The 12,441-nt window shown below is 65.1% G+C and carries 13 protein-coding genes; 5 read left to right on the plus strand and 8 right to left on the minus strand.

Features of this window, described 5'->3' with window-relative positions; genetic code table 11:
- Window positions 1-88 precede the first annotated feature (88 nt).
- A complete protein-coding gene (gene gjpA, locus ACPXCG_RS04490; protein ID WP_425789474.1) occupies window positions 89-1,741 on the plus strand; it encodes an outer membrane porin GjpA in 1,653 nt (550 codons plus the stop codon).
- A gap of 86 nt (window positions 1,742-1,827) precedes the next feature.
- Here the strand turns inward: gjpA and ACPXCG_RS04495 are convergent, their stop codons facing one another.
- Genes ACPXCG_RS04495 through hsaA form a run of 6 tightly spaced genes read right to left on the minus strand, consistent with a single transcriptional unit; the run spans window position 1,828 to window position 7,725 of the window.
- Window positions 1,828-3,009, minus strand: coding sequence for a sulfotransferase family protein (locus ACPXCG_RS04495; protein WP_425789476.1), 1,182 nt, complete (start codon window positions 3,007-3,009; stop codon window positions 1,828-1,830).
- Window positions 3,002-3,799, minus strand: coding sequence for an SDR family oxidoreductase (locus tag ACPXCG_RS04500; RefSeq protein WP_425789478.1), 798 nt, complete (start codon window positions 3,797-3,799; stop codon window positions 3,002-3,004). The genes ACPXCG_RS04495 and ACPXCG_RS04500 overlap by 8 nt, the downstream gene beginning before the upstream one ends.
- A complete protein-coding gene (locus ACPXCG_RS04505) occupies window positions 3,796-5,013 on the minus strand; it encodes a hypothetical protein (protein WP_425789480.1) in 1,218 nt (405 codons plus the stop codon). The genes ACPXCG_RS04500 and ACPXCG_RS04505 overlap by 4 nt, the downstream gene beginning before the upstream one ends.
- Window positions 5,010-5,582, minus strand: coding sequence for a 3-hydroxy-9,10-secoandrosta-1,3,5(10)-triene-9,17-dione monooxygenase reductase subunit (gene hsaB / locus ACPXCG_RS04510; protein ID WP_425789482.1), 573 nt, complete (start codon window positions 5,580-5,582; stop codon window positions 5,010-5,012). The genes ACPXCG_RS04505 and hsaB overlap by 4 nt, the downstream gene beginning before the upstream one ends.
- A gap of 1 nt (window position 5,583) precedes the next feature.
- Window positions 5,584-6,495: an iron-dependent extradiol dioxygenase HsaC gene (gene hsaC, locus ACPXCG_RS04515; protein ID WP_425789484.1), complete on the minus strand. Its 912-nt coding sequence runs from the start codon at window positions 6,493-6,495 to the stop codon at window positions 5,584-5,586.
- A gap of 45 nt (window positions 6,496-6,540) precedes the next feature.
- Entirely contained in the window at window positions 6,541-7,725 is a 1,185-nt protein-coding gene (hsaA, locus tag ACPXCG_RS04520; RefSeq protein WP_425789486.1) for a 3-hydroxy-9,10-secoandrosta-1,3,5(10)-triene-9,17-dione monooxygenase oxygenase subunit, read from the minus strand.
- A gap of 238 nt (window positions 7,726-7,963) precedes the next feature.
- On the opposite strand from hsaA, the gene ACPXCG_RS04525 reads away from it, so the two are divergent.
- The 3 genes from ACPXCG_RS04525 to ACPXCG_RS04535 all read left to right on the plus strand — a co-directional run bounded on the left by ACPXCG_RS04525 (window position 7,964) and on the right by ACPXCG_RS04535 (window position 10,175).
- A complete protein-coding gene (locus tag ACPXCG_RS04525; RefSeq protein WP_425789488.1) occupies window positions 7,964-9,178 on the plus strand; it encodes a Rieske 2Fe-2S domain-containing protein in 1,215 nt (404 codons plus the stop codon).
- A 4-nt stretch (window positions 9,179-9,182) separates the two neighbouring features.
- A complete protein-coding gene (locus ACPXCG_RS04530; RefSeq protein WP_425789490.1) occupies window positions 9,183-9,584 on the plus strand; it encodes a hypothetical protein in 402 nt (133 codons plus the stop codon).
- Window positions 9,585-9,671: 87 nt separating this feature from the next.
- Window positions 9,672-10,175 (plus strand): C40 family peptidase, encoded by a 504-nt coding sequence (locus ACPXCG_RS04535; protein ID WP_425789492.1) that lies wholly within the window; start codon window positions 9,672-9,674, stop codon window positions 10,173-10,175.
- On the opposite strand, the gene ACPXCG_RS04540 is transcribed toward ACPXCG_RS04535, so the two are convergent.
- Both ACPXCG_RS04540 and ACPXCG_RS04545 read right to left on the minus strand, forming a co-directional pair.
- A complete protein-coding gene (locus ACPXCG_RS04540; protein ID WP_425789494.1) occupies window positions 10,150-10,725 on the minus strand; it encodes a hypothetical protein in 576 nt (191 codons plus the stop codon). The two genes, ACPXCG_RS04535 and ACPXCG_RS04540, sit on opposite strands and share 26 nt — an antisense overlap.
- Window positions 10,722-11,333 (minus strand): TIGR03086 family metal-binding protein, encoded by a 612-nt coding sequence (locus tag ACPXCG_RS04545; RefSeq protein ID WP_425789496.1) that lies wholly within the window; start codon window positions 11,331-11,333, stop codon window positions 10,722-10,724. Before ACPXCG_RS04545 ends, ACPXCG_RS04540 begins: the two co-directional genes overlap by 4 nt.
- 182 nt (window positions 11,334-11,515) lie before the next feature.
- On the opposite strand from ACPXCG_RS04545, the gene ACPXCG_RS04550 reads away from it, so the two are divergent.
- Window positions 11,516-12,316, plus strand: coding sequence for a VOC family protein (locus tag ACPXCG_RS04550; protein ID WP_425789498.1), 801 nt, complete (start codon window positions 11,516-11,518; stop codon window positions 12,314-12,316).
- The last annotated feature ends 125 nt before the right edge of the window (window positions 12,317-12,441 follow it).

Raw genomic sequence — 12,441 nt, forward strand, 5'->3', positions numbered from 1 at the left:
GGAAGGAAATTCTCCAAAGCTGCCATTTTGTGAGACTGCTCAGTCTATGTTAAGGGAGTTCTTAACTTAGGCGTAATAAGGAGTTCCCGTGCAGCGCTCAGCCCCCGCCTCCATCGATGCGAAACAACCATGTAATCGCCCCTCCACCCGCTCCTGGGTCACCGCCGGCGTCGCCGTTGCCGGCGTCGGCATGATTGCACTGGCGCCGAGCGTGACCTCCGCGGCACCGCTCGCGCAGCCGGCCACGGACGCCGCTGCGGTACAGCTCGCGGCGGATTGGAAGCCGTTCACCGCGTACATCGACGCGTTCAACAAGACATCGGCCAATGCATCGACGCTGTTCGGCAACTTCATGCTGGCTCCCGGTGTGTCGCTGCAGCAGGCGATCGTCAACCAGGCGGGCTACCTGCAGCAAGTGATCGACGACCCGTCGACCATCGACACGGTGATCGACTCCATGCGCAGCAACCTGAAGGCGATCGCGACGGGCCTGACGCTGATCGGGGCGGATGCTGACACCACCAGCACGGTGACCAACCACTCTGTCGACGGTCTCCATGGTGTGATCGTCTCGATGCTGCCACAATTCTTGCCGGCCGACAGCGCCATCGATCCCGCCGTGGTCTCCGCGGTCATGAATGTGCTGGCCTCACCGCTGAGCGGCGTCCTCATCGGTCTCGCCGGCCCGGTGGTAAGCCCCGTGGTCGCGGTGCTCAACAGCGCCATCACCATTGCGGCCGCGGTCCAGGCAGGCGATCGGTCGGCCGCGTTCTCCGACCTGTGGGATGCACCGGCGAAGGTGATCGACTCCGTCTTCAACGGGGCGACTCTCGATCTCACCGCCCTGACACCGATGATCAACGACACCGGGCTCCTGGGGGGCACCACTCTCAACAGCCTCGACATCGCCTTCGGCGGGTTGTTCACGCCCGGCAGTATCGGGCGTGGAACCTACGACGTGAATGACGGCACCATCGCCGCAGCCGGCGGCTCGATCCTGAACAGTGTCGGGCTGAACCTGACCACCGATGCGCTCGGCTTCCCCCTCACCCTCGACATCCCCGGCCAGGCGGTCGGTCCGATCGGCGCCCTCGAGGGCATGTCGCAGACGATCGGCGCCTTGCTCGGCGACAACTGGGATGGCAAAGACGGCAAGGTGATCCCCCCACTGGCCGGACTCGAGTTCCCCCAGTTGCCCGGCGGCTCGGCGAGCACGACCGATGCGGCAGAGAAACTCGCGGCTGCGTACTCCGATACCAAGTCGGCATCACCGACGAGTGACACCGCCTCGGCCGACGCGCCGGCACTCAAGACGGTGAAGCTCGACGTCGGTTCCCCTGCCGACGACCAAGCATCGTCGAGCACCCGACAGGACACCACCGAGACACCTTCTCCGACAGCAAATGTCACGGGTCCCGTCAACTCGACGAGTCCGGGCTCGTCAAGTTCTGACAGCGGAGCCGCCGCCGGCTCAGACAGCGACTCCGCATCCGGCGCGGACGGCGGATCGACGTCGAGTGACTCGTCCTCCAGCGCCTCGTCATCCACCGACTCGTCCTCGGGCGAGTCGTCGTCGGGCGAGTCGTCGTCGGGCGAGTCGTCGTCGGGCGAGACGTCCTCCAGCGAGTCGTCGTCAGGTGGGTCGACATCGAGCTCGAGCGGATCGTCCTCCGACAGCTCGTCATCGGGCAGCTCGTCATCGGGTAGCTCGTCGTCGAGTAGCTCGTCATCGGGCGACTAGCAGCGCAGTTGCGCACGTGAAACGCTCGGCTCGCAGTTGCGGGCCGAGCGTTTCATGCTGTGTGCCAACGATCCTCAGGGAGCCGCTCAGCGGGCGAATGCCTCCGCGACCGCAGCCTCTGTCAGACCGTAATCGGCAAGACTGTACTGATGCTGGGGCTTGCGTGCCCCCGACTGACTCTCGGCATCGAGGGCGTCCATCGAGGCGCGCGCGTCGTCGGAGAACTCCGTACCCAGCGCCGTGTACACCCGCTCGACGGTGCCGAACGGATCGTTGCGAAGGTCTGCGAAGTCGATGTCGAGGAACTGCGCCGGGTCGTGGTTGCGGCGCGCGGCCTCGAACTCGCGAAGCCCTCGTGACCAGAGTTCGAGTTGCGCCTCACCGATCTTGTCGCCGACGAAGGTGTTGGACCATCCCGGCGTCGCGTGCTCGGCCAGGCTGCACATCGACGCGATGATCGTCTCTGGGGGCCGATGAGTCTGGATCACAAGCGCATCGGGATAGGCTGCCATCAGGGCGTCCAGCGCGAACATGTGGCTGGGATTCTTGAGGACCCAACGCTTCTCCGGATCGTTGAGTCCGATCATCTGCAGATTCCGGCGGTGCCGCTGATACGTGGGTGTCCAGTCCTGCTGCGCGAGCCACCGAGAATAGGTCGGCAGGTACGCCAGCGACTCGTAGGAGATCGACATCACGTTCTGCCGCAGCAGTTGCCAGCATTCCTCGACCTCACCGGCATCGAGGTAGTGCAGACCCATGAACTCGGGGTTCGCCACGTGATGTTTCTCGAGGCCGGCGTTGATCTGCTGATACACCGGGTTCGACGCCCAGGTGTCACGCGGGGGTCGCGGCTGCGGGAACTCCGCGAGCCACATCTCCAATCCCTGGTGTGCCGGATCCGCGGTGAGAAGTCGATGCAGGGCCGTGGTGCCTGTCCTCGGCAACCCGGTGACGAAGATCGGGCGCGTGATCGGCACATCGGCGTAGGAGGGATTGGCCTGCCACGACGACTCGGACAACAGTCGGGCGATCAGCGCTCCTTTGAGGAAGAAGCGGAACATCTTGCTGCCCAGTTCGGTGAGGTCCGCGTCCCGCGCATACGACTCGAGCAGCACCTCCAGCGCCTCGCGGTAGTCGTCCGGGTTGCCGAAGTCGTCGAGACCCGTTGCCCGCATCGCGGATTCGTGCAGATCGGACGCCGTACCGACGTTCAGACGCGGCCCGCCCGCTTCGCTCCCGGCGCCTGGCACGCGAGCCGCACTAGTCATGGTATTCACCGCAGTTGACGTCCAGGGTGTGGCCGGTGATGGCGCTCGCCATCGGCGAGGCCAGGAACACCACCGCCTCGGCGATCTCGTCGGGCTCGGGCAATCTCTTGAGATCCGATTTGCTCGCGGTCTGTTCGTAGACCTGCTCCTCGGTGATCCCGTACTTCTTCGCGACCTCGCCGAAGTACCACTTCAACTGATCATCCCAGATGTATCCGGGCGCCACGGTGTTGATCCGGATACCCTTGTCGCCCAGCTCGGTCGCGAGTGTCTGCGACATCGCGAGCATCGCCGACTTCGCGAGCTTGTAGCTCCCGTAACGTGGTTCGGAGTGCCGGATGACCATCGAGTTGATGTTGACGAAGGCTCCGTCGGACTCGGCGAGCGGATCGGTGAAGGCCTTGATCACCCGGAGCGTACCCAGAACGGTGAGGTCCAGACTCGCGGTGATGTGATCGAAGTCGGTGCGCGACAACGGCTTCATCGACGGCAGGGCGAACGCGTTGTTCACCACCACATCCACCCGGCCGAACTCGCCGATGGTCGCCGCCACCAATCCGTTGACCGCATCGTCGTCGGTGATGTCGGTCGGCACGACGAACGACGTGCCGCCCGCCTCGTCGACCTCGGCGGCGACCTCTTTCAGTCGCGATTCGGTACGCGCGGCCAGCACGACTTTCGCGCCCGCGGCCGCGGCGCGCAGGCAGATCGATCTACCGAGACCCGGGCCCACCCCCGACACCACGACCACCTTGTCGGCGAGCAGCCCGCCGGAAACCGCTGACGTCATCCCAACATCCTTTCGGCAAAGGCACGCTGGCGCGCCGCGATTCGTTCGGCCCATCCGGCCGCGTCGATGACATTGTCCGACCAGTACGGCAGGTGCGCCTCGACATCGTCGATGTCGATCACCTGCGCCGTCGGTCCACTTTCCGGCGGAACCGGGTGATCGGTGCGCTGCCAGCGGAACTGCATGATCCCGGTGGTGCGGCCGGTGGTCTCGATCCAGTTGGCGATGCCCGGATTCCGCCGCGACACGACCATCCTGATCATCCCGTCCGGATCGACCTGGGCCTGTGCCGAGTTGAGGCTGGTCTGGTGATTGACGTAGTCGAGCGAGATGTACCACATGCTGCCCAGTTGGAACCCCTGGTACGGCACGTCCGATTTCGGCACCGTGATCACCATCGCCTCGTTGTCGGCCAGGCGGAAATGCCCGACCGACGACGACTGGGTCGCCAACCCGCCAGGGGTGAGCCGCGGCGCGGTGAAGGTGTTGACCGGCTCGTCCAGGTAGAACCACTTCGGAAAGTTGAACCAGGTGTTGATCCGCGATGTGAGCATCTTGCCCGCAGTGGCGTAACGGCGCGTCACACGGGCGAGATCCGGTTCCTCCGGGGCGGTTCCGACAGTGTCGGCCCGTTCGATGGAGATGGACCCCTTCGTCTGCGTCCAGTCGCCGTACACCTCGCGGACCGCCAGCATCGAAGCGCCGTCCGCCAGCACGAAGTAGTCGTCACGCTCCTCGTCGATCGGCGGGCCGAAGGTGATCTCGAAGTTGCCGTCCGCGTCGATCGGGATACGACGGTCGTCGAACGCGTCATCACCGCCGGGGACGTTCGATGCGGTGTAATCGCCCGCGAGCACCTGGAAGCTCAGATCGACTGTGCTGCCACGGTGTCCGCGGACCACATAAGTCCCGTCGGCCTCCACGTCGGCGTGGTAGTACAGCGTGTCCGGGTTGTCGAGGCCCATCTTCGTCGCCGGTCCGGTGGACGTGATGAAGTTCGGGTGACTCTTCTGCCGGCTCCGGACCAGCTGCACAATCGCTGCGATACTCCCGCCGAGGTAGTCGTAGCCCTCGGCGAGATCCTGCTCGCTCTCCACGAAGTCGGCCGAGGCGATCAACCTCTCCGCCTCCGCGATCGCTTCGGTCAGTGGCCGCGTGACATCGACGGGACGCACGATCCCCGTCTCGGTTGATTCGCTCGTCGGTGAGCTCATAGCCAGGTGTCGCCTCCGGTCCAGGTGAGGAAATTCTCCAGTTCGGCCTGTGCGGGCGTCACCCGCGGATGCTCGGTGGACAGGTACCCGCCGCGATAGAACAGCAACGGCTTGTCCTGCAACACATCACCCAGGGTCCGAGCACGACCGATGACGATGTGGTGGTCGCCGCCGTCGGTGACCCGTTCGACGTCGCATTCCACCCAGGTCAGGGCATGCCGGATAACCGGCAGTCCCGCCGGTGACGGATCCCAGGTGATGGTGCGGAACTTGTCGTCACCCGGGGCTCCGAACGCAGCGCTGACGTCCTGCTGACGGTTGGACAGCACGTTGACGCAGAACTTGCCGGTCTGCTCGATGACCTTCCAGCTCCGCGAGGTCTTCATCGGGCAGAAGATCACGAGCGGGGGGTCCAGTGACAGGGCGGCGAAGGACTGGCAGGCGAACCCGACGGGCGCCCCGTCCTCACCGACTGTGGTGATGACGGTGACGCCGGTACAGAACTGCCCCATCGCAGTCCGGAACTGCCTCGAGTCGAAGTCCGCCGAGCCGTACGGTGTGTGTGTCATCTCAGTTCTGGAATCCGACAGTGAAGTCATGTCCCCACAAACTCACGGCGGTACTCTCCCGCGCGACCCACTCGTCGTCGACGACGGTCCTTCCCTCGCAACCGAACTCGATGTCGAAGCCACCCGGTGTCTTCATGTAGAAGGAGAGCATCAGATCGTTGACGTGTCGCCCCAGGGTCGCCGACATCTTCACCTTCTTGCGCAGCGCACGATCCAGACACAACCCGACGTCGTCCGAGTTCTCCACCTCGAGCATCAGATGCACGATCCCGGTGCTGTTGGGAATCGGCAGGAACGCCAGCGAATGATGGCGCGGGTTGCAGCCGAGGAAGCGAAGCCAGGGCGACTCGTCGCCCTCCTCCCGACCGACGGCCTGCGGCGGTAGGCGCATCGAGTCACGGAGACCGAACCCCAGCACATCTCGATAGAACGCCAGTGCCGCCTTGTCGTCATCACACGTCAGCACCACATGCCCGAGCCCCTGCTCGCCGGTCACGAACTTGTGACCATAGGGGCTGACCACCCGGCGATGCTCCAGCGCCACACCGTGGAACGCCTCGATGGTGTTGCCCGCCGGATCGGTGAAGACGATCATCTCGACCACGCGGCGGTCCGCGAGCTCCTCGTCCTTGCCTTCCCGGAAGATGACTCCGGCCGCCGACAGCCGATCCCGCACATCTTGCAGGGCTTCGGCATTCGGACATTCCCAACCGGAGCTCGCCAGGCGGTCGTGTTCGCCCGGGACAATCACCAGCCGAGCCGGGAAGTCGTCCATCCGAAGGTAGAGGGCGCCGTCGGTGAGACCCTTCCCCTCGATCATGCCGAGCACCTTGAGGCCGTATTCGCGCCAGGCGTCGACGTCGGTGGCCTCGATCCTCATGTATCCGAGAGACCGGATCGGACTGTCACTCATCTGTTCTGACTCCTACTGGTCGTTCCGCGCTCTGAGACGTCTGAATCAGACCATGCTGTCCCCGATGGGGATGCCGAATTCGCCGTTGCCGAAGGCGACGTAGGCGCGCTCAGGATCGTTGGCCGCGTGCACACGTCCGCCGTGGGCATCGCGCCAGAAACGCTGGATCGGCGAGTCGAGGTTCAGAGCGCCACCGCCCGAGTTCTCGAAAAGCGTGTCGATCGCCGCGACCGCACGGGCGGTGGCCCGCACCTGATCACGGCGCGCCGCGAGTCGCAGCTCCATCGGAGGCTCCTCGCCGGCGAGGATCAGGTCGTACTCGTCCTGCAGGTTGCCGGTGAGCTGACGCCACGCGGCGTCGATGTCGCTCGCCGCGCCGGCGATCCGCACCTTCGCGAACGGATCGTCCTTGCTCTTCTCGCCGGCATAGGCGGCGCGCACACGCTTGCCCTGGTGCTCGACATGCGCCTGGTAGGCGCCGTAGGCCATGCCGACGATCGGGGTCGAGATCACGCTCGGGTGGATGGTCCCCCAGGGCATCCGGTACACCGGTGCAGTGTTCTGCTCGAGGCCCGGGCTCTGGTAGGTCGCCATGGTGCGCATGCTCAGCACGCGATGCGTCGGCACGAACGCATCCTTGACCTCGATCGTGTTGGAGCCGGTGCCCTTGAGCCCCACCACATGCCACACGTCCTTGATGTTGTAGTCCTCGCGCGGCAACAGGTAGGACACGAAGTCCACCGGTTTCCCGTTCTTGATGACCGGACCACCCACAAAGACCCAATCGGCGATCTCACAACCGGACGAGAACGCCCAGTTGCCGTTGACCTTGTAACCCCCGTCGACCACCTCGCCCATGCCCATCGGGGCATACGACGAGGAGATTCGAACCGAGGTGTCCTTGCCCCAGACATCCTCCTGGGCCTGCTGGGTGAACAGCGCGAGGTGCCAGTTGTGGATGCCGATGATGCCCGACACCCAGCCGGTCGAACCGCACGCGGTGGAGATCCGGCGCACGGCCTCGTAGAACGTGACCGGGTCGACCTGGTATCCGCCCCACTGCTCCGGCTGCATCAGCTTGAAGAAGCCTGCGCCTTCGAGGCTGGAAACGGTCTCGTCCGGGATTCGACGCAGATCCTCGGTCTGCTGAGCCCGTTGTTCGATCTCGGGAAGCAGCGCGTTGATCTTCTCCAGGACCTGCTCGGCCGCTTCACTCCGCTGACTAGGCATGTCGCCTGCTCCTACTCGTTGCTCGACGACCGTAGAGGTCGCCCCTGGTTCTCGTTCGTGTTTGAGATTAGAACACGTTCTCATTTATGTCGAGCACTGGGCCTTTGTGCCCATTTCCTGCCCCGATCTACACCTCGATGGGCGATTCGTTCCCCATTTTTGTAACATGTTCTAGTATTGGCAGTGAGCCGATTCGCACCGAACGGGCGAGTCACGCGTCAGATGACAGGAGTAATGGATGTCTGCGACACCCGACATGAAGGCCGGCACCACAGCCCCCGCCGGTGACGATGTCGACGTCCGGGAGATCGATACGGGCGCGCCACCCACGCGATTCGCACGCGGCTGGCACTGCCTGGGCCTGGTGTCGGAGTTCACCGACGGTGAGCCGCACTCGGTGCAGATCTTCGGGACCAAGTTGGTCGTCTGGGCCGACGAGGACGGCAATGTCAACGTCCTCGACGCATTTTGCCGCCACATGGGCGGAGATCTCAGTCAGGGCAGCGTCAAGAACGGCAACGTCGCGTGCCCGTTCCACGGGTGGCAGTGGAAGGGCAACGGCCGGTGCGCCACCGTGCCCTACGCCAAGCGCAACCCAAAGCTCGCCAAGACCCGGGCGTGGCCGACGATGACCCGCAACGGGCAGATATTCGTCTACAACGACCCCGAGGGCAACCCCCCGCCCGAGGATTGCATCATCCCGGATCTCGAGGAGGTCGGCTCCGACGACTGGACCGCCTGGACCTGGAACCGGATCGTGATCGAGGGATCCAACTGCCGCGAGATCATCGACAACGTCGTCGACATGGCGCACTTCTACTACGTGCACTTCGCCCTTCCCGACTACTTCAAGAACGTGTTCGAGGGTGAGGTCGCGGCGCAGTACATGAACTCGCACGGCCGACCCGACATCTCGCTGGGCACCAACTACGGCGACAGTCGCCTGGAGTCCATCGCCGCGTACTACGGCCCCTCGTACATGCTCAACCCGATGGTCCAGTACTACGGCGGGTACGCAGTGGAGACCATCTTGACCAACTGCCACTACCCGATCGACGCGAACTCGTTCGTGCTGATGTACGGAGTGATGGCGAAGGTCCCCGACGGGCTCACCGCAGAGCAAGCGTCGAAGATGGCCACGAAGATCTCCGCGGGTGTCGAGGTCGGCTTCCTCCAGGACGTCGAGATCTGGAAGAGCAAGACCCGCATCGACAACCCGCTCCTGGTCGAAGAAGACGGTCCCGTCTATCAGCTCCGTCGTTGGTACGACCAGTTCTATGTCGACAAGGCCGACGTCACCGAGGAGATGACCGAGCGCTTCGAGTACGAGATCGACACGGAGAAGGCACTCGAGAGCTGGGGCATCGAGATCCAGGAGAACCTGCGGCGCCAGGAGGACGAAGCCTCGGCCGATGGCCGCGACGCCGAGTCCTCGGAGAAGGCCGAGGTCTGAGGCGATGACGCGGGCAGCCGAGCGCGGCGGGGTCACGGGGTCATCGGATTGGGCCAAGGCGCCCGACTTCCATGCCGATCCCGACCGGCGCGCGGCTGTCCACGACGCCACCGAGCGCGACCGCGACCACTATCTGCGCGGTGGCATGCGGGAGATCGAATGCCGTAGCTGCCACGCCTGTGTGCTGGTCAAGAAGACCAGTTCGTTTCATACGAGCGTCCAGTGGAACACCGAGGCACGCACCCGGTGCAACCAACTCGAACCGGACCGCACCACCGGCCGGGCACTTCTGCCGGGCGCGATGATGCCGACCTGCCCTCGATTGTCGGCCAGCATCGATCACGGCGTCGCCGAAGGGATAATTCCGGGCCAGTCGCCGGACAGTGATCCCGACGGCTACTGGTGAAACGCCCCACAAGCCACTTCAGTCACTTCTGCCCCGATCTCGACCAAAGGTTGAGCCGATTCGAGCCGGGTCGGTCACTGTATTGGCATGCAGAATCTTCGACGTCGTGTAGCCGGCATCGCGTGTGCGGCCGGTATTGCGATCGGCGCGTCATTCGCGGCGCAGCCCGCGGCCCTCGCGGACACCGGTTCCTCCGGTTCGTCGGGGTCGATGGAGATCTATCTACCGATATCCACACCGGCAGGCGTACAGGCGCTCAACGCGGCCGTGACGCAGATAGGCAAGCCGTATAAGTGGGGTGGGACCGGGCCGAACTCGTGGGACTGCTCCGGCCTCGTCCAGTGGGCCTTCCGCACAGCCGGAATCCAGCTCCCACGGGTCAGCCAGCAGCAGGCACGGGTGGGTCATGCCATTCCGTTCGGGGCCCTGGCGCCGGGCGACATCATGATCTTCTGGCGGGATGCCAGCCACGTGGGCATCTACGCGGGCTTCGGCCAGGTGTTCAACGCGTACGGCCCGAACGGGGTCCCGATCGGGTTCACGCCGCTCGATCGCATGCCCCCGCTCAAGACGATTCGTCGGCTGGGCTAGCGACGTCCGGATCGGGTGTTGGTTCCGTCGCACCGTCGCGTCCGATGATCACCACCGACATCATGAGGCCGAGGCTCAGCACACTGACAACCAGCACCCCGACCAGGCCGTACCCGACCGAGATGATCGGTGTATCGGCATCGACGGCATCGGTGACCCGGGACTCGAACAGGTGCTTGCCGGGGTCGGACAACGTCACGACGGCAACGACCAATGCGACGACCGACCCGATCCCCACCACCACCACGGCGGGCCACCGCAACTCCGATCGCCACCAGGCCAGCGCGGCGGCGAGTGCGATCACCACACCGACGATGACCGTGATCAGCCCCGGTCTGCGGGTGAGATCCTCGAGGAATGCCACGTCTTCGGGCGCGGCGCCCGGTACCGAGACCCGGCCGAGCCCGGTCACCGACGGCTTGACCCCCTGATCGGAGACACCCCACGGGACGAGACTGAACGCGACCAGCAGCAGTCCGCCGAGCAACCCGGCAGGCCAGGTCCATCGACGCACGCGGTCAGGCCGTGATGGGTCCGCTCCGTCGGTCATTCCTCCAGGGTGCCATGCGGCCAGAACGGGTCGCGGCCGGTCAGCCCCGCCAACCGATCGACGAGTCGGGCGTCCTCCGGGACCTCGACGACCGGCCCGAACATCCCGTCACGCTCGCTCTGCGGCTGCGGCGGATGATGGAAGTCATAGACGATCTGCAGGATGCCGTCGGGGAGTTCGAGGTCCACACCGATGCTGCGCGCCACATCCCAGCCGTGCAGGACGAGTTCGGAGAGCGCGACGGTGCCCATGATCTCGGCCGGCGCGTCGACCCCGCCCGCCTGCGTCATCCCCTGCCACGCCTCCGGTCGCTGCCAACTCGATGCCAGGTCACGCACTCTCGATGGCAGCATCGTCCGCCAGTCGTCGGGCAAGACGCTCTCCGAGACCTGCGGTGCCGTCGATGTCGACGGGCCGACGTCTTTCCGCGCGGCCGCCGCAAATGCCTCGCTCAGCCCGATCACGTGTGCCAGGAGCGCACCGAGGTCGGTACCGACGCACGGCGTCGGTCGGTGGAGCATGTCGTGGTCGACCTTGGCCGCCAGACCGAGGATCGCGTCGGCCGCGGTGGAGATCTGTCCCGCATAGGTGACATCGGTGGGCTGCATCGGGGGCTCCTCGTTCAGGTCTGACGGTCTCGCTCTGGACTGTCGACGGTCCGTTGAAGGTGTCGACCACGCAGGACGCCCGTTCTCATCGGTGTCCCGGGATTCCGGCATGTCGCCGATGAATTTCGACCACCCTTGAGGTCAGCAGTGGTGAACGATCCAACCCGCGAGAGGACTCGACAATGAGCGACTATTCGGCACCGGTCGGTGCACCGATCTGGTTCGACTTGATGAGCAGTGACCCGGCGAAAGCGGTGGAGTTCTATGGCGCCCTCTTCGGCTGGGATGTCGAGGGCCCTCCGCGTGAGGAGTTCGGCGGCTACCAGAACTTCACCAAGAACGGTAAGCGGGTCGCGGGATTGAGCCCGTACATGGCTGAGGCGGGCGGTCCGGCCAACGTGTGGTCGATGTACCTGCGCACCGATGACCCGGCGGCCACCGGCAAGGCGATCGAGGAGGCCGGGGGAAGTGTCATGTTCCCGCCGATGGATGTCGGCGACGAGGGCACCATGATGGTCGCCACCGACACCGCGGGTGCCGCCATCGGATTCTGGAAGCCGAATCAGCATCACGGTTTCAGCCAGTGGGGCGATCACGGCACGCCGTACTGGTTCGAGTCCCACTCGAAGGAGTACGCGAAGTCGATCGAGTTCTACACGGCAGTCCTCGGTGCGCGCATCGAGGAGGTGGGCACCGGAGGTGACCCGGATGCCGTCGGACCCGATCACTACGGCCAGATGTTCATCGGCGAGAGTTCTTACTCCGGGATCATGGACGCCGCCAAGATCCACCCGGCGGAGGTGCCGTCGTTCTGGCAGGTTTACATCACCGTCGACGACGTCGCGACGTCCGTGTCGCAGGTCGAGTCGCTCGGCGGCACCGTGCTGATGCCCGGCGAGGTGACGCCGTACGGCACGTTGGCCGCCCTGACCGACCCGATGGGCGCCATCATCTCCCTGGGACACCCGCCGGCCGGGATGTAGCCGTGGCTCCCGCGGGTCTGGTCGGCTCCCGCGGGTCTGGCCGGCTCCCGCGGGTTGTCGACCACCCGCGGGGACCGAGCACACCCGCGACCTCCCCGTCGACCTGCGTTTGCCGCCGGTCGAGT

Origin of the sequence: Gordonia sp. DT218 (assembly GCF_049847105.1) — a bacterium.
In the GTDB taxonomy this organism is placed as follows: domain Bacteria; phylum Actinomycetota; class Actinomycetes; order Mycobacteriales; family Mycobacteriaceae; genus Gordonia.